Below are 17,688 nucleotides of genomic sequence, written 5' to 3' on the forward strand. Positions count from 1 at the left end.
AGATGCTCGACACCAGTCGTGTCACAGGGGAAAACCTTCACCAATATCTAAGAAATGTCGACGTCCAGTGGGGTCGCATCAACTTTGAAGATCTCCCTCAGATGGACATTGCGCCGACTGAGGTCGCTCGATACACCGTTCAAGCCGGTGACCTGTTGGTTTGTGAAGGGGGTGAAGTCGGCCGTGCCGCTGTCGTTGAAGTGGTTGAAGGGGTAACGGCATTCCAAAAGGCATTGCATCGTCTGCGTCCGATTCACTCAGACGAAGTGTCGAAGTACATGTTCTATGTACTTCGATGGGCAGCAGATTCGGGTGCGTTCTCTACCAATGGCCAATCAACTATTGCCCACCTAACAGGCGAGCAGCTACGCAAATACAGATTCCCTTGCCCGCCCGGCGGCGAGCAAGTCACTATCGCGGCCTTCCTTGACCGCGAAACCGCCAAGATCGACGCGTTGATTGCCGAGCAGAAAAAGCTCGTCGCCCTGCTGGCCGAAAAGCGCCAAGCCACTATCTCCCGCACCGTCACCCGCGGCCTCAACCCCAACGCCTCGATGAAGGATTCCGGTGTAGCGTGGCTTGGGGAAGTGCCAGCACATTGGGAAGTCACGAGAGTTAAGCGAGTCGTCTCAACCATTGAACAAGGTTGGAGCCCTCAGTGCGAGAACTTCCCTGTCGAAGGCCCCGAGGAGTGGGGAGTACTCAAAGTGGGCTGCGTGAACGGCGGAACGTTCGATCACACAGAAAATAAGAAGCTCCCCGCCGAGCTCGTCCCTTTGCCTGAGTTCGCTCTTAAGAAAGGCGACCTGCTGATTTCCAGGGCGAATACAAGAGAGCTTGTTGGCGGCGCTGCAGTGGTCCAGGCCGACTTTGACCGATTGCTCTTATGCGACAAGCTATATCGCTTACGACTAACCCCTGATGAATGTCTGCCGGATTTCGCGGCAGCTTTCCTTGGTACGCGGGAAGCAAGGTCGCAAATTGAACTCGATGCCACGGGGGCTAGTAATTCGATGTTGAATATTGGACAAAGCATCGTTCTAGAGTTGCGGTTGCCGTTGCCGAACCTCGACGAGCAGACCGAGATCATCGAGTTTCTTCAAGCTGAATCCAATCGGTTTGATGCTTTATCTGTCAACTCCCAGCGCGCCATAGTGCTATTGAAAGAACGCCGCAGCGCCCTCATCGCCGCCGCCGTCACCGGCCAGATCGACGTGCGCGGCGCCGTCGCTGTCGAGGCAAACCCATGAGCAACGCCAGCCCCAAAACCATCCAGATCTTTCTGCCAAGCGGAGAACCCACGGGCATTCGCGTCGCAGAGATCACGACTCGCATCGTTCAATTGATCGAGGTGCCACGCAAGCGCCTGCCCGAGTTCTTCAAGATGGCCGAAAGCACACAGGTCGGCGTGTATTACCTCGTCGCGGTGCCCGAGGACGGCAGCGCGCCGCAGGTCTACATCGGCCAGACGAGCGATTTGCGCGCACGCCTGGCCGAGCACGACAACAAGAAGGATTTCTGGGAACGGGTGCTGGTACTGGTGTCGCGCACGCACTCGCTGACGCAGACGCATGCGCTGTTCCTGGAGTGGCTGAGCATCGACACCGCGCGCAAGGTGGGCCGCTACAACGACCTGAACGCCAACGCGGGCAGCCGGCCACACACACCCGCGCCGCTGGAAGCCGATTGCCGTGAGGTCTTTGAAACCGGCCAAACCTTGCTGGCGACGCTGGGCCACCCCTTGTTCGTGTCGCTGCCTCAGCCAGACGGGCGCGCGGTCAAGACCGAGCTTTTCTACTGCCGCTCGGGCGGTGTGGAAGGCAGGGGGCTGTACACGAACGAAGGCTTTGTTGTGCTGGCCGGCTCGGTGGGGCGCCGGCAACAGATGTCGTCCATCCAGGGCACGAGCAATGAGAGCTTTCGCGACAAGCTTGTCAGCGACGGCGTGATGAAGATCGATGGTGACACCGTGGTTTTCGCCCGCGATCACCTGTTCCGCTCCCCCAGCACGGCTGCAGTGGCCCTGCTGGGCCGCTCGGCCAATGGCTGGATCGAGTGGAAGGACCACGCCGGCCAGACCCTGGATGCAGCCAAGCGACAAGCCATCGGCGCCTGAGCACTTGATGCCTTGGGCTTGTCGAATGTCGCCTTATTAGCAACAATCGTCGCCTAATGAGCAACGACTCTTCCCTGATGGACCTCCTGTTCCCCGCCGCGCGGCAGCGTGCGCTGGCGGTGCTGCTGCTGCAATCGCAGTCGGCCTTCCATCTGCGGGAACTCGCGCGCCTGACCGACAGCCATGCAGGCACGCTGGCGCGAGAGGTCGACAAGCTGGCACGCACCGGCCTGCTGCTGCGCAGCGAACAAGGCAATCAGGTGCGTTACAGCGCAAACACGAGCCACCCTCTGTTCGCCGATCTAGCCGCAATGTTTCGCAAGACACATGGCGTGGTGCCTGCCATGCGCGAAGCGCTGGCGCCGCTGGATGCGCAGATCAGGTTGGCGCTGGTGTTTGGCTCGGTGGCGCGCGGCACGCCCTCGCCGGGTAGCGATGTCGACCTGCTGGTGCTGGGCAGCGTGGACTTCATGACGCTGGCACAGGCGGTGTTTCCTCTGCATGCGGCACTGGGCCGCGAGGTGAACACGGTGCTCTACACGCCCGAGGAATTTGCGCAACGCGCGCGCAGTGGCGATGCATTCGCGCGCGACATACTGGCCAAACCAAAATTGCTTGTGAAGGGAGGAGCCGATGAGCTTGCAGAACTTGCTGGCGATCGGGCGGCTGCAGGCCCACCAGCCTGATGCCGCGGGCATCGCCAAGCTGCTTCAGGCGGCGCGGCGAAATCTGGCTGACGCGCACATTACGCAAGTCAGCACCGACAACCGATTCGACGCGGCCTACAAATGCATCATGCAATGCGCGATGCTGGCTTTATGGGCCAACGGCTACCGCACGTCCACCAGCCAACCTGGCCATCACCAGACGGCCATCCAGAGCCTGGGCCTGACGCTGGGTGTGGCGCAGCCGCAGATCATCGTGCTCGATGCGCTGCGTCGGCAGCGCAATGTGAGCGACTATGAAGGTGACCCGGTTTCCACCGCCACGCTGCAGGCCTGCATCGAGCAAGCCGCGCAATTGCTGGCCAGTGCCGAAAACTGGCTCCGAGCCCATCGACCTGACCTCCTGACCTAGCCATGAATCTGCACCAGGAACACCACTTCGAGCGTGAAATCTGCGCTCACTTGGCCGCCAACGGTTGGCTGTATGCCGAAGGGGATGCCGCGCAGTTCGACCGCACCCATGGGCTGTTTCTGCCCGACCTGCTGGCCTGGGTGGAGACCACGCAAACCGACAGTTGGCAGCGCCTTTCCAGGACACATGGCTCCGCGCTGCCCCAAGTGCTGGCCGAGCGCGTGCGCAAGAGCATGAATGAGCGGGGCACGCTGGACGTGCTGCGCAGGGGTGTGGAAATGCTTGGCCTCAGGGAGCCGCTGGAACTGGCCCAGTTCAAGCCCGCCCTGGCGATCAACCCCAACATTCAGGCGAAGTACGCAGCCAATCGGCTGCGCGTGGTACGGCAGGTTTGCCACTCTCCCAACAGTCCGAAGGACGAACTGGACCTGGTGCTGTTCCTCAATGGCATCGCCGTGGCCACGGTGGAGTTGAAGAGCAACTTCACGCAGAACGTTCAGGATGCCGTGGACCAATACCGCTTCGACCGACATCCGCAACCCAAGGGCGGCGTGCTGGAGCCGCTGCTGGGTTTCCCGGGCGGGGCACTGGTGCACTTCGCGGTCAGCCAGTCCGAAGTGATGATGACGACCCGGCTGGCCGGACCGGCAACGACCTTCCTGCCCTTCAACCGCGGCAATGCAGGCGGCTCTGGCAACGCCCCCAATCCAGAGGGGTTTGCCACCGCCTATCTGTGGGAAGAGGTGTGGGCTCGCGAAAGCTGGCTGGACATCCTGCACCGCTACCTCATCTGCAAACGCGACGACAAGAAGCAGCCGCAGGCGGTCATCTTCCCCCGCTATCACCAGCTCGACGCCACGCGCAGCCTGGTGGCGGATGTGTTCGACAAGGGGCCGGGCGAGCGCTACCTCATTCAGCATTCGGCCGGCTCGGGCAAGACCAACTCGATTGCGTGGACGGCGCACTTCCTGGCCGATCTGCACAACGCGCAACATCAAAAGCTGTTCGACAGCGTGCTGGTGGTCAGCGACCGCACGGTGCTGGACGCGCAGTTGCAAGAGGCCATCTTTGACTTCGAGCGCACCACCGGTGTGGTGGCCAGCATCACCAACGAGCACGGCAGCAAGAGCGCGCAGCTCGGCCAGGCGCTGAAAGACGGCAAGAAAATCATCGTCTGCACCATCCAGACCTTTCCTTTTGCCTTGCAGGAAGTGCAGAGGCTGGCCGCTACCGAGGGCAAGCGCTTCGCGGTGATTGCCGACGAGGCACACAGCTCGCAGACTGGCGAGGCAGCGGCCAAGCTCAAGCAACTGCTCTCGGCGCAGGAATGGGCCGAGTTGCAAGATGGCGGCGAGGTGGATACCGAGGCGCTGCTGGCCGCGCAGATGGAGGCGCGTGCTGGCGGGAGTGGCAATGGAAGCCTTACCTACGTGGCCTTCACCGCCACGCCAAAGGCCAAGACGCTGGAGCTTTTCGGGCGCAAGGGGCCAGACGGTTTGCCCCAGCCCTTCCACGTCTATTCGATGCGCCAGGCCATCGAAGAGGGCTTCATCCTCGATGTGCTGAAAAATTACACCAGCTACAAGCTCGCGTTCAAGCTGGCCCACGACGGTCAGGAGTGGGACGACAAGCAGGTCGAGCGCAACACGGCGATGAAGGGCCTGATGCAGTGGGTACGGCTGCACCCCTACAACATCGCCAGCAAGGTGCAGATCGTCGTCGAGCACTATCGGGAGAACGTGCAGCCGCTGCTGGAAGGCCGAGCCAAGGCCATGGTGGTCGTCGGCAGTCGCAAGGAGGCCGTGCGTTGGCAGAAGGCCATCCGCGCCTACATCACCAGGCAGAACTATCCATTGGGCGTGCTGGTGGCCTTTTCAGGCGAGGTGAATGACCCCGAAAGCTTTCCCGATGCCGTCACCGAGACCCACGACGTACTGAACCCGGGCTTGCGTGGGCGCGACATCCGTGAAGTGTTCAAGGGGCAGGACTACCACCTGCTGCTGGTTGCCAACAAGTTCCAGACGGGCTTCGACCAACCGCTGTTGTGCGGCATGTACGTGGACAAGATGCTGGGCGGCATCCAGGCCGTGCAGACGCTCTCGCGGCTGAACCGTGCCTACCCCGGCAAGGACACGACCTATGTACTGGACTTCGTCAACGAGCCGGCGGAAATCCTCACGGCCTTCAAGACCTACTACAAGACGGCCGAACTGGAGACGGTGACCGACCCGCATCAGGTTTACGACCTGCGCGCCAAGCTGGACGCCACGGGCTACTACGACGAGTACGAGGTGGACCGCGTGGCCAAGGTGGATCTGGACCCGAACGGCACGCAGAAGCAGCTCGACGCCGCCATCGCGCCCGTGGCCGACCGCCTGCTCAAGCGCTACAAGGCCGCGCAGCAAGATCTGGCGGCAGCCGAGGAGAAGCACGACCACAAGGCCGCTCAAACAGCCAAGGACCAGTTGGACGCGCTGCTGCTATTCAAGAACGACATGGGTGCCTACGTGCGCCTGTATGCCTTCCTGAGCCAGATCTTCGACTACGGCAACACAGGCATCGAGAAACGCTTTCTCTTCTACAAGCGGCTCGTTCCACTGCTGGACTTCGGCCGAGAACGCGACACCGTGGACTTGTCCAAGGTGGTGCTGACCCATCACACACTGAAGAGCCGGGGCAAGCAGCCGATGGGGCTGAATGCGGATGGCACCTACAAGCTAGCCCCCATGGACGCGGTGGGCACTGGCCTTGTGCAGGAGAAAGAGGCGGTCTACCTGGTCGAGATCATCGAGAAGGTGAACGGCCTCTTTCAAGGAGAGCTGACCGATGACGACCAGCTCGTGTACATCAACGGCGTGCTGAAGGGCAAGCTGCTGGAGAACGAGACCCTGGTCCAACAGGCGGCCAGCAACAGCAAGGAGCAGTTCGCAAACTCGCCGGACCTGGGCAAAGCCCTCATGGACGCGATCATCGACGCCTTCGAGGCACACCAGACCATGAGCTCTCAGGCCTTGGGCTCGGAACGTGTGCGTGATGGGCTGAAAGACATCCTGCTTGGCCCCGCACAGCTGTACGAGGCACTGCGAGCACGCTCAGGCAGCGGAGGCACAAGGCCTTCGGCCTCGTAGCGGACGCGGGTTCAGTTCTGCTTCCAGGGCAGCCCGCGCTTGCGCCACCCACCGATCAACCCGCGATGCCCGTCTGCATCCGGATTCCCCTCGAAGCCTTCGAGGATGTTGTAAGCCACCACCCCCAGTTCGGTCGCGCGCTTCGCAGCAGCAATGGAACGAACACCGCTGCGGCACAACAGCACCAGCTTCTTGCCCCCTTCGCCCGCCGCGCGCACACCATCGTCGAAGGCCGGGTTCAGCGCCATGCCCGGCCACTGCTTCCACGCCAGCGGCACGGCGCCCGGCACATAGCCGACCCATTCGCGCTCGGCGTCGGTGCGCACGTCGACCATCACGGCCTCGCCGCTTGCCAGCCACTGCGCGGCCTGCTCCGGCGTTACATCGCCCGCGTAGCCTTTGTCTTCAACCGTTGCATTCATCTTTCTGCGTCCTTCAATCAAGAGGGTTAGTCCGGGGCGGCGGCCATCTTTACCTTGGGTGGCATCCGCCGGATGGTGGAATTTTTCACCGGTTCGTGAAAACCCTGTTTGTCACGTTTTCCTCAGCCCCAAAGATGGCGGCTTGGCCTGTCAAACATAACTCCAAGACGGCGGCCTGGGTTTCCCAGAACGAACGCTATGGAGTGAGACAACATGACAGACACCAAACTGCCCCGCCGTCGCGGGCTGCTCAAGGGCGCGGCCGTGGCCGCGGGCGCCATGTCCGTGCCGATGATCAGCACGGCGCAAACCACCTCGCTGCGCTTCCAGAGCACCTGGCCGGCGAAGGACATCTTCCACGAGTACGCCAACGACTTCGCCAAGAAGGTCAATGACATGGCGGGCGGCCGCCTGAAGATCGAAGTGCTGCCCTCGGGTGCCGTGGTGCCCGCGTTCCAGTTGCTGGAGGCCGTCAACAAGGGCACGCTCGACGGCGGCCACGGCGTGGTGGCCTACCACTACGGCAAGAACTCGGCACTCGCGCTGTGGGGCTCCGGCCCGGGCTTCGGCATGGACGCCAACACCGTGCTGGCCTGGCACAACTACGGCGGCGGCAAGGTGCTGCTCGAAGAGATCTACAAGAGCCTGAACATGGAAGTGGTGTCGTACCTGTACGGCCCCATGCCCACGCAGCCGCTGGGCTGGTTCAAGAAGCCGGTGGCGAAGGTCGAGGACATGAAGGGCCTGAAGTTCCGCACCGTCGGGCTTGCGGTCGACATGTTCACCGAGATGGGAACGGCCGTGAACCCGCTGCCCGGCGGCGAGATCGTGCCCGCGCTCGATCGGGGGCTGATTGACGCGGCCGAGTTCAACAACGCATCGAGCGACCGCGTGCTCGGCTTTCCCGACGTGGTGAAGAACTGCATGCTGCAGAGCTTTCACCAGTCGGGCGAACAGTTCGAGGTGCTGTTCAACAAGGGCAAGTACACGGCGATGCCGCAGGAGCTGCGTTCCATCATCGACTACGCCGTGCAGGCCGCCAGCGCCGACATGAGCTGGAAGGCGGTGCAGCGCAATTCGCAGGACTACGCCGACATGAAGAAGGCCGGCATCAAGTTCTACAAGACGCCCGACGCGGTGCTGCGCGCGCAGCTCGCGGCATGGGACAAGACGGTGGCGAAGAAGTCCGAAGAGAACCCGCTGTTCAAGAAGGTGCTGGCGTCGCAGCGCGAGTTCGCCGAGCGCGCGCTGCAGTGGCAGAACGACTACGGCGTCGATTTCAAGATGGCCTACGCGCACTACTTCGGGAAAAAGAAGGCCTGAGGAATCTGCCGCTAGCGGCCGTTCGCGCCAGCCAACCGGAGTGCTTCGGTTGGCTGGCTTTCTGATGCGTGCTCTTCTTCTGCCTGCCATGCCTTCATGACCATCCAACGCTTTCTCCACGCCGTCGACCGGTTCAGCATGGTCATCGGCAAAACCTTCTCGTGGCTCATCGTGGCGCTGATGCTGCTGGTGTGCGGCGAGGTGTTCAAGCGCTACGCGCTCAACGCGCCCACCGCCTGGATCTTCGATGCCAACAACATGCTCTACGGCACGCTCTTCATGATGGGCGGCGCCTACACGCTCGCGCAGGCGGGCCATGTGCGCGGCGACTTCTTCTACGGCAGCATGAAGCCGCGCACGCAGGCCGCGCTCGACCTCGTGCTGTTCGCGCTCTTTTTCCTGCCCGGCGTGGTGGCGCTCACCTGGTCGGGCTGGACCTACTTCGGCGAGTCGCTCGCGATGCGCGAGCAGACCTTCAATGCCGACCCGATACCGGTCTACCCCTTCAAGTTCGTCATTCCGCTGGCCGGTGCCGTGCTGCTGGTGCAGGGCATCGCCGAGATGGTGCGCTGCGTGCTGTGCCTGAAGACCGGCGTGTGGACGCCGCGCCTGAAGGACGCGGAAGAGATGGACGTGGTGGGTGAGCAACTCGCCGGCAGCAGCTACGTCGACGAAGCCGACAAGCGCGAGGTGATCGAAAAGGCCAAGGCCATCGAGCAGGCCGCGCAACAACGCAAGAGCGACACGACGGGAGGTGCCGCATGAGCGAGCCCGCACTCGGCTTGGCGATGCTCGGCCTCATCGTGGTCGTGATCATGCTGGGCTTTCCCACCGCGTTCACGCTGATGGGCCTGGGCATGTTCTTCGGCTTCATCGCCTTCTACGACCCGGCTATGCCCTGGCTCGACAACAAGGTCTTCGACCTGATGGTGCAGCGGGCCTTCGGTGCAATGACCAACGAGACGCTGCTGTCCATTCCGCTCTTCGTGCTGATGGGCTACGTGATGGAGCGCGGCGCGCTGGTCGACAAAATGTTCCACAGCGTGCAGCTGGCCTTTCGCCGCGTACCGGGTTCGCTCGCGGTCACCACGCTGATCGTTTGCACCTTCTGGGGTATCGCCAGCGGACTGGTCGGCGCGGTGGTGGTGCTGATGGGCGTGATCGCGATGCGGCCGATGCTCAACGCGGGCTACGACACGCGCCTCGCCGCCGGCGTCATCACGGCCGGCGGCACGCTCGGCATCCTGATTCCGCCCTCGGTGATGATCATCGTGTACGCGGCCGTGGCCGGGCAGTCGGTGGTCAAGCTCTATGCGGCTGCGATGTTCCCGGGTTTCTTCCTGGCCTTCCTGTACCTGATCTACGTGATCGGCTGGGCGATGCTGCAGCCCAAGGTGGCGCCGAAGCTGTCTCCCGACAAGCAGCGCGCGCCGATCACGCCGTGGGTCGCGCACATCGCGCAGAGCTATTCGCCGCGCATGCTGCCGGCGCTGCTCGCGGCCGTGGTGTCGCCGGGGCGCGCGCTGCGCGGTGCAGTCGATGGCGTGCGCATCACCTGGTGGCTGCTACTGCGCAGCCTGCTGAATGCGCTGGTGCCGCTGGCGCTGGCCGCAACCACGCTGGGCTCTGTGTGGTGGTACGTGACGATCTACTCGCAGAAGGACAACAACAACGCGCCGGTTGTCGCGGAACAGCAGCAGGCGACGCAGAAAGCGGCTGCAGGAGCGGCTGCGACGCTGCCCGAGGCATCGTCTTCATCGGACAGCGGCACCGGCCTTGCCGAACCACCGACCGATGACGCGCAGAAGGAGCCCGCATCGGAAGGCGGCCTGCAGGAGCCTCCCGGTGGTGTCGAAGAACCGCCCGGCAGCGAAACCTCCGCGCCCCCGCCATCGGCCGAGGGTGGCCTGCAGCAACTCGGCGAAACCGTCGATGCACCGAAGACCGCCGCAGTCCCCGAGGCCTTCTACACAGGCTTCCTGATGGCCAGCCTCTTCACGCTCGCGCTGCTCGGCTGGTACTACTGGCACATGGATGCGGAGCAGTTCGAGATCCTGCGCATGCTGGTGTCGTCGGTCATGCCGCTCGCCACGCTCACGCTGGTGGTGCTGGGCGTGATCCTGTTCGGCATCACCACCGCCACCGAGTCGGCCGCCGTCGGCGCGGCCGGTGCCTTTCTCATGGCATGGCAGGCGGGCACGCTGGACTTCAAGAAGACGAAGGAAGCGGTGTTCCTCACGCTCAAGACCACGTCGATGGTGTGCTGGCTGTTCGTGGGCTCGGCGCTGTTCTCGGCCGTGTTCGCGCTGCTGGGCGGCCAACGCATCATCGAAGAGTGGGTGCTGGGCATGAACCTGAGCCCGCTGCAGTTTCTGCTGCTGTCGCAGGCCATCATCTTCATCCTCGGCTGGCCGCTGGAGTGGACCGAGATCATCGTGATCTTCGTGCCCATCTTCCTGCCCCTGCTCGCGCACTTCCAGATCGACCCGCTGCTGTTCGGCGTGCTGGTGTTCGTGAACCTGCAGGCGGCCTTCCTGTCGCCGCCGGTGGCGATGTCGGCCTTCTATCTGAAAGGGGTGTCGCCTTCGCACGTGACGATCAACCAGATATTCGCCGGGATGATGCCGTACATGCTGATCGTGATTCTCTGCATGGTGTTCATGTACATCTGGCCGGGGCTGACGCTTTGGCTGCCGCAGTACCTGTACGGATGACGCTTGCCCTGATTCAATTTACGCCGTATATTTTATGGCGTAAATTAATCAAGGAGCCGAATGCGAAAAGCACTGTCCGACGAGGAGGTCCAGGACTTCCGCCGTCGTCTTCTGGCCGTTGCGGAACGCTCCTTTGCCGAGCATGGGGTCGATGGCGTCACGGTGCGCCAGCTTGCGCAACAACTCGGCTGCAGCGCCATGACGCCCTACCGGTACTTCCGGGACAAGAATGAAATTCTTGCGGCGGTCACGGCGGCGGCGCTGGATCGCTTCTCGGCATCGCTGGAAGCCGCATTTGCAATTTCCGGCAGTGCCTCCGAGCGATCGGCCTCGGTGCGCGAGGCCTACCTTCGCTTTGCCTTCGAAAACGCCGGGGCGTACCGGCTCATGTTCGACCGGCCGCATCCCGAGATGTCGCACTTTCCGGACCTGGCGCGCGCCGCGCAGCGTGCGGAGCGGATCATGGCCGCGCCGCTGGAACGCCTGGTGGAAGACGGTGCCATCTCCGGCGACCCTCGCCTGCTGGGCCGGGTCTTCTGGAGCGCGATCCACGGCGCCGTGTCGCTGCAGCTTGCCGGCAAGTTCGATGCGTCCCCCAACTTCGACAGCGTGCTCAGCCACATGCTGCGCTTCATCGTTGCAGGTGCGACCGCCCATGAAAAATAAGACATCGATGCTCACCGTCGACGGCTCCCGGGTGCATGTGGTCGACGAAGGGGAAGGACCTCCGGTGCTGTTCCTGCACGGCAACCCCGACACCTGCGACATCTGGCGTGGACTCATCGACCGGTTGCAGCCGAACCACCGCTGCATCGCACCCGATCTGCCGGGCTACGGACAGTCGGTTGCCGCGCCGGGCTTCGATTGCACGCTGGAACATCTGGCCGCATTCGTCGATGCACTCGTGGTCCAGCTTCGCCTGCAGGAGCCTGTCAGCCTGGTGGTGCACGACATCGGCGGCCAGTTCGGCCTGGCCTGGGCGGTCAGGCATCCCGAGAAGCTCAGGCGCATCGCGATCTTCAATACGGCCTTTTCGCCGGACTATCGCTGGACGCGCCTGCACAAGATCTGGCGCACGCCCTTTCTCGGCGAGCTGGCCCAGCGCCTGACGACCCGGCGCGCGTTCACAAGGGAGATGAAGAAAGGCGCGAGCCGGTTGACCGGCGAACAGATCGACCGGATCTACGACCGGATCACGCCGTCCATGAAGCAGATGGCACTGCGGTTCTTTCGGGCCACCGAGCTGTCGCACTTCGAGGGCTGGGACACGCAGTTGCGAGAACTCGCATCGCTCATCCCCTTTCTGGTTCTGTGGAGCGACGACGATCCGTACATCGCACCCGCGTTCGCCGACCGCTTCGGCGCGCAAACGGTGCGTCGCTACAGCGGCTACGGGCATTGGCTGCCGCTGGAAGCCACCCGCCTCGTCGGCAATGAACTCGAAGAATTTCTCGCACCGACAACCCGAGAATGACGGAACGCACACTCCGACATCGAGAAATCACGCCATGGCCTACAGCTTTCTGAACGTCACCATTCCTGCGGGAACGCATATCCGGATCGGCGTCCCCGCGGAGCAACCTGACGAAGCGATTGCACGACTGACATCCCTGTTCGAAGCACGTCCTCATGTGCAACGCGCGCAGCTCGGGCTGATGGAGGTTCGCCCCTCGGAAGGCGAGCCGTACTTCACCTACGTCATCGGCTGGCACACAACCGATGGAGAGCCGCATGCCGACGAACGCGAAGTGCTGAATGCACTGGAAGGCGTGCCCGCGGGCCGATGGCCCATCTCGATCGCGCCGATCACCGAAACTTTTTTCACCGACGAAGCCATCGTTTTCTACGCGCGCCGCAGCGAGCCGGTTCGCGCCAGGAAAGCAGGCTTCTTCGCGAGCCTCTTCGGCAAGACGCGGGCATCGTGAGCGGTACGCTTCGGCGACAGCCGATGCGCAGCCACCATCAACGGCGCCGCTCCACATACGGCCGCGCCTGCAGCAGCACGATCCTGTCACCCACCGTCGCCCATTCGATGTCCTGATCGACTGCGTTGAAGGTGCGCTTCACCGCCGCGCCCACGTTGGCGAGCCGCACCACCAGTTCATCGGTCAGCACGTTGCGGCCGGCTTCCACGGGCACTTCCTTCACCCCGCCATCCTTGTCGAGCTGAAGCGAAGTCTCTTCCGCCGAGCGGCTCAGCACCTGGATGGCCTTCGACCAGCTCGAATACATCACCTGTTCCGCCACGCGCTTGCCTTCGACCACGCGGATGCCGATGCCGCGCTTGGCCGAGATGTAGGTCACATGCGGATGCCCGGCATCGAAAGGGTCGCGGGTGATCATCACGCCGGCGTTGGTCGAGTCGATGGCGGTCTGCACGAAGACGCCCATCAGCACCGACTCGGCGCCGAAGCCCGCGGCGCTGCGCGCCTCCCAAGCCTCGGGGTTGAACACGGAGGCCCACACCTTCTTCACCGCAACTTCGAGCGCGTCGCCGGTCTTGACGTTGGGCATGGTGGTGTAGAGCCCCGCGCCGCTGAAGCCGGGCAGGTCTTCGGAGTTGGACGAGCTGCGCACGAACACGCCGCCACCACCCAACTGCGCCTGCCATGCGGCACGCCACGCCGCCGCGGTGGCTGCATCGACCGGCCATTGCACGATTTCGTCGCGCAGTTGCGCCAGCGCCTTCTGCCGCAACTGCGGGTCGCTCGCGAAGCCGGGTTGCTGCTGCATGCGTGCGATGCGATCAGCCAGGCCGTTGCTGCGCATGAAGCGGTCGTAGTGCGCGAAGGGAATGCAGAAGCCGTCGGGCACCGATGTGCCGGGAATGTGCGCAGCCAGCATGGCGCCGAGGTTCGCGGCCTTGGTGCCGCATTGCGCGCTGTTGCGCGCGCGCAGCGCGGCGAGCGGCAGCAGGCGGGTTTCGCGCAGGTCGGGCTTGATCGCTTTCGCGCCGCCGGGCGTGGCGCCGGTGGATGCGGTGCGCACGGCGCGCGGCGGCAGCGCCGCGATTTCTTCGGGCGTGAGCCGGCGCACCTGGTAGCCGGAGGCCGCGACCTTGAGCGCCACCCACTGGCCTGCGTGTTCCTTCAACACGGTCGCGGCGTCGCGCACGTAGGCGTTCGGAATGCCCCAGCCCTTGGCGAGCAGGTTGACGTGCGACAGCGCGGTCGATGGCCGCTCGGTCAGCACGCCCGCCACGGGCGGCAGGCCGATCGGCACCTGGCGCAGCACGGCGATGTCGTCGGGCAGCAGCGCGTTCAGTGCGTTGGCGCTCGCGGCTTCGTCCACGATGCGCACGCGGCCGGTGGCGGTGCCGAGGTTCATCGGCATGTAGGGCTGCTCGCGGATCAGCGCTTCCTGGCTCACGTAGTCGAGCCCGGTTTCCTTCGCAACGCGCTCGTGCAGCGTGGAGTTGGTCTTGAACTTCACGGGGCCGAAGAAGCTGGCCTTGATCTGCGCATCGGCCTGCCGCAGCAGCGGCGCGGTGAGCCGGTCGCCTTCCCAGAATTCATAGGTGAAGGTGCCGATGTTCTGCTGCCAGCTCAGCGTGCCGAACAGAAAGCGCCGGTCGGGCACGAGGTAGTTGCGGTCGATCTCGCGCTTGATGGTGTTGGGCGTGAGCCGGGTGTCGCGCAGAAAGCGCACGTGCAGCTGGTAGCGCGGCGTGTCGATGTAGTACATGCGCGCCGGCTTGGCCTGCCGGTCGATCACGAACAGCACGTGGGCCAGTTGCATCGGTGTGCCGGCGTCGTAGACGCGCGCGAGCGTGTCGAAGTCGCCCTGGCTGCGCAACGCGGGCAGCGACGACGGCACGGCCGGGCGCGGCACCAGTTGCGCGGCGGGGCCTTCGGGCTGGGGCTGGTTCTGCTGCTGGTAGTAAGACGGCTTGCGCGCGAGTTGCGCGCTGGCTGGTGCCATGGCCGCCATTGCGCAAAGCGCCAGGCCTGCAACCCAGCCCAGCGTCTTCATCGCTCCTGCATTGCCTCGATCTTGTGCCTTGCCCGCTGGATGCGCGGTGCGGTCATTCTTCATGGAGAGTCCCTCATTGCCGACGAGCGCGGATTCTCGCTCGCGGCAGATGCCGGGTTCTCCCCCCGCTGTCAGCCGCGCGACGCAGCCTCCGACGACTGGCCGCACTGGCCGCAGAACTTCGCGCCGGCCTGCATCGTGGTGCCGCACTTGCCGCATGCGGCTGGCAGCATCGACGTGCCGCATTGCTGGCAGAAGCGCGCGCCGGGCGCGTTGGCCGTGCGGCAGGCCGGGCATGCGGCACCGCCTCCGTTGTTGTTGTTCGATGGCGGCGCGCCGTTTCCATAGCCACCGTAGCCACCGGAGGAACCGTGATGGCCGCCACCACCGCCGCCGCCATGCCGCCTACCGCCATGACCACCGAAAAGTCTTTCAAACATGCCCATGTGCTGCTCCCGTTCTTGCTGACTGAGGACTGCGGCAACGTCGCCGGTGGCGATGGATTCCCGCAGGGCCTGACGCAAGTGGAATCCTTGAAGCAGCTTCAGGGTCAAGCGCGTGCTTTCAATAGCCCTCGGGGAGTGCGGCTTACTGCACAAGTCCCGGCCAGAGCGCTGCCATCGACCGGCCGCTAGAGTCGGCGGTCAAGGAGCTTTTTCATGCGCACATTCGACTTCGATCTCTTCGTCATTGGCGGTGGCAGCGGTGGCGTTCGCGCCGCGCGCATGGCGGCGCAGACCGGCGCCCGCGTGGGGCTGGCCGAGGCCGCCGAGCTGGGCGGCACCTGCGTCAACGTGGGCTGCATTCCGAAGAAGCTCTACAGCTACGCGGCCGGCTATGCCGAGTCTTTCGAGGAAGCGGCGGGCTACGGCTGGCAACTGCCCGAGGCACCGCGCTTCGACTGGGCGCACCTGAAGACGCAGCGCGCCAAAGAGATCACGCGGCTCAACGGCATCTACGCCTCGCTGCTGAAGAACTCGGGCGTCACGCTGATCACGGGCTGGGCGCAACTGGTCGACGGCCACACGGTGGAAGTCGACGGCAAGCGCCACACCGCGCGCCACCTGCTGGTGGCCGTCGGCGGCACGCCCTTCGTGCCGGACATTCCGGGCCGCGAGCACATCGTGACCTCCGATGCGATGTTCGACCTAGATCCCTTTCCCAAGCGCCTGCTGGTGGTGGGCGGCGGCTACATCGCCTGCGAGTTCGCATCGATCTTCAACGGCCTCGGTTCCAAGGTGACGCAGTTGCATCGCCGCGCGCACCTGCTCACCGGCTTCGACGACGACGTGCGCCAGTTCCTCGCGAAGGAGATGGACAAGGCGGGTGTCGACCTGCGGCTCAACTGCGAGGCCTCGTCGATCTCGCGTGGCCCGCACGGGCTGACCGTCACGCTGGGGCGCGGCCAGCAGATCGAGGCCGACACGGTGCTCTTCGCCACCGGCCGCGTGCCCAACACGCAGGGCCTGGGCCTCGAAGCAGCAGGCGTGAAGCTCGACGACAAGGGCGCGATCGCGGTCGATGCGCACTACCGCACTTCGGTGCCGTCGATCTACGCGGTGGGCGATGTGTCGACCCGCGTGCAGCTCACGCCGGTGGCGCTGGCCGAGGCGATGGTGGTGGTCGACGAACTCTTCGGCAAGGGCAAGCGCCACCTCGACTACGAGTTCATTCCGACGGCCGTGTTCACCCATCCGAACATCGGCACCTGCGGCTACAGCGAGATCGATGCGCGCGCGAAGTTCGGCGAGGTGACGGTGTTCTCCAGCGAGTTCAAGTCGCTGCGCCACACGCTCTCGGGTAGCAGCGAGCGCACCTTCATGAAGCTGGTGGTGGACAAGAAAAGCGACCGCGTGGTCGGCCTGCACATGGTGGGCGCGGACGCGGGCGAGGTGGTGCAGGGTTTTGCAGTGGCGATGCGCGCGGGCGCGACGAAGGCGATGTTCGACAGCACCATCGGCATCCACCCCACGGCCGCCGAAGAGTTCGTGACGATGCGCGAACCGATGCCTGGCTAGACGACGGCCTTCTGCTGCTTGCCTTCGAGCAGCTTCACCATCACGAACAGCACGCGGTTGGCCGGTGTGGGCACGCCGAGCGCCTCGCCGCGCCGCACCACAAGGCCGTTGAGGTGATCGATCTCGCTGAGCTTGCCGCGCGCGAGGTCTTGCGCGGTCGATGAGTATTGCGAGGGCATCGACTGCGCGATGCCGCGAATGGCGGCGTCGGTGTCGCCCACCACGTCGATGCCTTCGGCCTTCGCCACGGCAAGGCACTCGGCGACCACGTCGCGGATCACGTCGGTGACGCCGACGCCTCGCGTCAGTTCGCCATAAGGCAGTTGCGAGACCGCCGATAACGCGTTGTAGGCGCAGTTGAGGATCAGCTTGGCCCAGAGCGAGCCGCGCACGTTGTCTGAAATCTGCGTGGGCACGCCGGCCGCAATCAGGTGCTGCGCCACTTGCTCGCTGGCGCGCGAGGGCGCGATCACCAGTTCGCCACGCCCGTGGTGCCTGACATGGCCGGGGCCGGCCATCTCGGTCGCCACATAGACCACGGCGGCCGCCACTTCGTTCGACCGCAGGACCGAACGCACGCGCGCGTCGTTGTCGACACCGTTCTGCAGCGTCAGCACCAGCGCATCGGGCGACAGGTGCGGCTGGATCAGCGCTGCGGCCGATTCGCTGTCGGTGGACTTCACGCAGAACAGCACGAGATCCGCGCCCTGCACCGCGCTGGCTTCGGTGCTCGCATCGAGCTTCACATGCTCGTCGAAGGTCTTCGTCTCCAGCCGCAGGCCGTGCGCCTTGACGGCTTCCACATGCGAAGGCCGCCCGATCAACACCACCTCGTGGCCCGCGCGCGCCAGCATGGCGCCGTAGTAGCAGCCGACCGCGCCGGCACCCATCACTGCGACTTTCATCGATTCACTTCCT

16 protein-coding genes are annotated in these 17,688 nt (G+C 64.3%); 12 read left to right on the forward strand and 4 right to left on the reverse strand.

All coding sequences use genetic code 11. The annotated features are described in order from the left end of the window. Positions 1-2 precede the first annotated feature (2 nt). The 5 genes from ACSFB7_RS25270 to ACSFB7_RS25290 all read left to right on the forward strand — a co-directional run bounded on the left by ACSFB7_RS25270 (position 3) and on the right by ACSFB7_RS25290 (position 6,321). Positions 3-1,250 (forward strand): restriction endonuclease subunit S, encoded by a 1,248-nt coding sequence (locus tag ACSFB7_RS25270; protein ID WP_435475031.1) that lies wholly within the window; start codon positions 3-5, stop codon positions 1,248-1,250. Continuing rightward, positions 1,247-2,116 (forward strand): GIY-YIG nuclease family protein, encoded by an 870-nt coding sequence (locus ACSFB7_RS25275; RefSeq protein ID WP_435475033.1) that lies wholly within the window; start codon positions 1,247-1,249, stop codon positions 2,114-2,116. The genes ACSFB7_RS25270 and ACSFB7_RS25275 overlap by 4 nt, the downstream gene beginning before the upstream one ends. Positions 2,117-2,193: 77 nt before the next feature. Continuing rightward, complete coding sequence (locus tag ACSFB7_RS25280) at positions 2,194-2,802, forward strand: nucleotidyltransferase domain-containing protein (RefSeq protein WP_435475034.1); 609 nt, start codon at positions 2,194-2,196, stop codon at positions 2,800-2,802. Beyond that, the gene (locus ACSFB7_RS25285; protein ID WP_435475036.1) at positions 2,750-3,193 is read left to right on the forward strand and encodes a DNA-binding protein; all 444 of its coding nucleotides are present in this window, start codon (positions 2,750-2,752) and stop codon (positions 3,191-3,193) included. The genes ACSFB7_RS25280 and ACSFB7_RS25285 overlap by 53 nt, the downstream gene beginning before the upstream one ends. A 2-nt stretch (positions 3,194-3,195) precedes the next feature. Next, positions 3,196-6,321, forward strand: coding sequence for a type I restriction endonuclease subunit R (locus ACSFB7_RS25290; protein WP_435475038.1), 3,126 nt, complete (start codon positions 3,196-3,198; stop codon positions 6,319-6,321). Between the two features lie 11 nt (positions 6,322-6,332). Here ACSFB7_RS25290 and ACSFB7_RS25295 read toward each other — a convergent pair whose 3' ends face one another. Then, positions 6,333-6,743: a rhodanese-like domain-containing protein gene (locus ACSFB7_RS25295; RefSeq protein ID WP_435475040.1), complete on the reverse strand. Its 411-nt coding sequence runs from the start codon at positions 6,741-6,743 to the stop codon at positions 6,333-6,335. Positions 6,744-6,956: 213 nt separating this feature from the next. Here ACSFB7_RS25295 and ACSFB7_RS25300 point away from each other — a divergent pair, with 213 nt between their 5' ends. The 6 genes from ACSFB7_RS25300 to ACSFB7_RS25325 all read left to right on the forward strand — a co-directional run bounded on the left by ACSFB7_RS25300 (position 6,957) and on the right by ACSFB7_RS25325 (position 12,705). After that, positions 6,957-8,066, forward strand: a complete 1,110-nt coding sequence (locus ACSFB7_RS25300; protein ID WP_435475042.1) for a TRAP transporter substrate-binding protein — start codon at positions 6,957-6,959, stop codon at positions 8,064-8,066. Between the two features lie 96 nt (positions 8,067-8,162). Beyond that, positions 8,163-8,831, forward strand: a complete 669-nt coding sequence (locus ACSFB7_RS25305; protein WP_435475044.1) for a TRAP transporter small permease subunit — start codon at positions 8,163-8,165, stop codon at positions 8,829-8,831. Then, positions 8,828-10,780, forward strand: a complete 1,953-nt coding sequence (locus ACSFB7_RS25310; protein ID WP_435475046.1) for a TRAP transporter large permease — start codon at positions 8,828-8,830, stop codon at positions 10,778-10,780. The genes ACSFB7_RS25305 and ACSFB7_RS25310 overlap by 4 nt, the downstream gene beginning before the upstream one ends. Before the next feature lie 60 nt (positions 10,781-10,840). Next, the gene (locus tag ACSFB7_RS25315) at positions 10,841-11,446 is read left to right on the forward strand and encodes a TetR/AcrR family transcriptional regulator (RefSeq protein ID WP_435475048.1); all 606 of its coding nucleotides are present in this window, start codon (positions 10,841-10,843) and stop codon (positions 11,444-11,446) included. Then, on the forward strand, positions 11,436-12,254 hold the full coding sequence (locus ACSFB7_RS25320; protein WP_435475049.1) for an alpha/beta fold hydrolase: 819 nt from the start codon (positions 11,436-11,438) through the stop codon (positions 12,252-12,254). The genes ACSFB7_RS25315 and ACSFB7_RS25320 overlap by 11 nt, the downstream gene beginning before the upstream one ends. A gap of 34 nt (positions 12,255-12,288) precedes the next feature. Then, entirely contained in the window at positions 12,289-12,705 is a 417-nt protein-coding gene (locus ACSFB7_RS25325) for an enhanced serine sensitivity protein SseB C-terminal domain-containing protein (protein WP_435475050.1), read from the forward strand. 37 nt (positions 12,706-12,742) lie between these two features. On the opposite strand, the gene ACSFB7_RS25330 is transcribed toward ACSFB7_RS25325, so the two are convergent. Together ACSFB7_RS25330 and ACSFB7_RS25335 are read right to left on the reverse strand one after the other, a co-directional pair. Then, positions 12,743-14,815, reverse strand: a complete 2,073-nt coding sequence (locus ACSFB7_RS25330; protein ID WP_435475051.1) for a PEP/pyruvate-binding domain-containing protein — start codon at positions 14,813-14,815, stop codon at positions 12,743-12,745. Between the two features lie 68 nt (positions 14,816-14,883). Next, positions 14,884-15,192, reverse strand: a complete 309-nt coding sequence (locus ACSFB7_RS25335) for a double zinc ribbon domain-containing protein (RefSeq protein ID WP_435475052.1) — start codon at positions 15,190-15,192, stop codon at positions 14,884-14,886. Between the two features lie 219 nt (positions 15,193-15,411). Here ACSFB7_RS25335 and gorA point away from each other — a divergent pair, with 219 nt between their 5' ends. Then, on the forward strand, positions 15,412-16,770 hold the full coding sequence (gorA, locus tag ACSFB7_RS25340; RefSeq protein WP_435475053.1) for a glutathione-disulfide reductase: 1,359 nt from the start codon (positions 15,412-15,414) through the stop codon (positions 16,768-16,770). Here the strand turns inward: gorA and ACSFB7_RS25345 are convergent. Next, positions 16,767-17,675 carry a ketopantoate reductase family protein gene (locus ACSFB7_RS25345; protein WP_435475055.1) on the reverse strand — a complete coding sequence of 303 codons (909 nt, stop codon included), beginning with the start codon at positions 17,673-17,675 and terminating at the stop codon, positions 16,767-16,769. The two genes, gorA and ACSFB7_RS25345, sit on opposite strands and share 4 nt — an antisense overlap. Positions 17,676-17,688: the final 13 nt, after the last annotated feature.

It is taken from the genome of Variovorax raffinosi, from assembly GCF_051216615.1.
Lineage (GTDB): Bacteria > Pseudomonadota > Gammaproteobacteria > Burkholderiales > Burkholderiaceae_C > Variovorax.

Bases quoted from the DNA above. Each gene is read 5' to 3' on its own strand.
- ACSFB7_RS25335 (WP_435475052.1), bottom strand. From the start codon at position 15,192: ATGTTTGAAAGACTTTTCGGTGGTCATGGCGGTAGGCGGCATGGCGGC.
- ACSFB7_RS25305 (WP_435475044.1), top strand. From the start codon at position 8,163: ATGACCATCCAACGCTTTCTCCACGCCGTCGACCGGTTCAGCATGGTC.
- ACSFB7_RS25300 (WP_435475042.1), top strand. From the start codon at position 6,957: ATGACAGACACCAAACTGCCCCGCCGTCGCGGGCTGCTCAAGGGCGCG.
- ACSFB7_RS25270 (WP_435475031.1), top strand. From the start codon at position 3: ATGCTCGACACCAGTCGTGTCACAGGGGAAAACCTTCACCAATATCTA.
- ACSFB7_RS25330 (WP_435475051.1), bottom strand. From the start codon at position 14,815: ATGAAGAATGACCGCACCGCGCATCCAGCGGGCAAGGCACAAGATCGA.
- ACSFB7_RS25310 (WP_435475046.1), top strand. From the start codon at position 8,828: ATGAGCGAGCCCGCACTCGGCTTGGCGATGCTCGGCCTCATCGTGGTC.
- ACSFB7_RS25280 (WP_435475034.1), top strand. From the start codon at position 2,194: ATGGACCTCCTGTTCCCCGCCGCGCGGCAGCGTGCGCTGGCGGTGCTG.
- ACSFB7_RS25285 (WP_435475036.1), top strand. From the start codon at position 2,750: ATGAGCTTGCAGAACTTGCTGGCGATCGGGCGGCTGCAGGCCCACCAG.
- ACSFB7_RS25320 (WP_435475049.1), top strand. From the start codon at position 11,436: ATGAAAAATAAGACATCGATGCTCACCGTCGACGGCTCCCGGGTGCAT.
- ACSFB7_RS25315 (WP_435475048.1), top strand. From the start codon at position 10,841: ATGCGAAAAGCACTGTCCGACGAGGAGGTCCAGGACTTCCGCCGTCGT.
- ACSFB7_RS25275 (WP_435475033.1), top strand. From the start codon at position 1,247: ATGAGCAACGCCAGCCCCAAAACCATCCAGATCTTTCTGCCAAGCGGA.
- ACSFB7_RS25295 (WP_435475040.1), bottom strand. From the start codon at position 6,743: ATGAATGCAACGGTTGAAGACAAAGGCTACGCGGGCGATGTAACGCCG.
- ACSFB7_RS25325 (WP_435475050.1), top strand. From the start codon at position 12,289: ATGGCCTACAGCTTTCTGAACGTCACCATTCCTGCGGGAACGCATATC.
- ACSFB7_RS25290 (WP_435475038.1), top strand. From the start codon at position 3,196: ATGAATCTGCACCAGGAACACCACTTCGAGCGTGAAATCTGCGCTCAC.
- ACSFB7_RS25345 (WP_435475055.1), bottom strand. From the start codon at position 17,675: ATGAAAGTCGCAGTGATGGGTGCCGGCGCGGTCGGCTGCTACTACGGC.
- gorA (WP_435475053.1), top strand. From the start codon at position 15,412: ATGCGCACATTCGACTTCGATCTCTTCGTCATTGGCGGTGGCAGCGGT.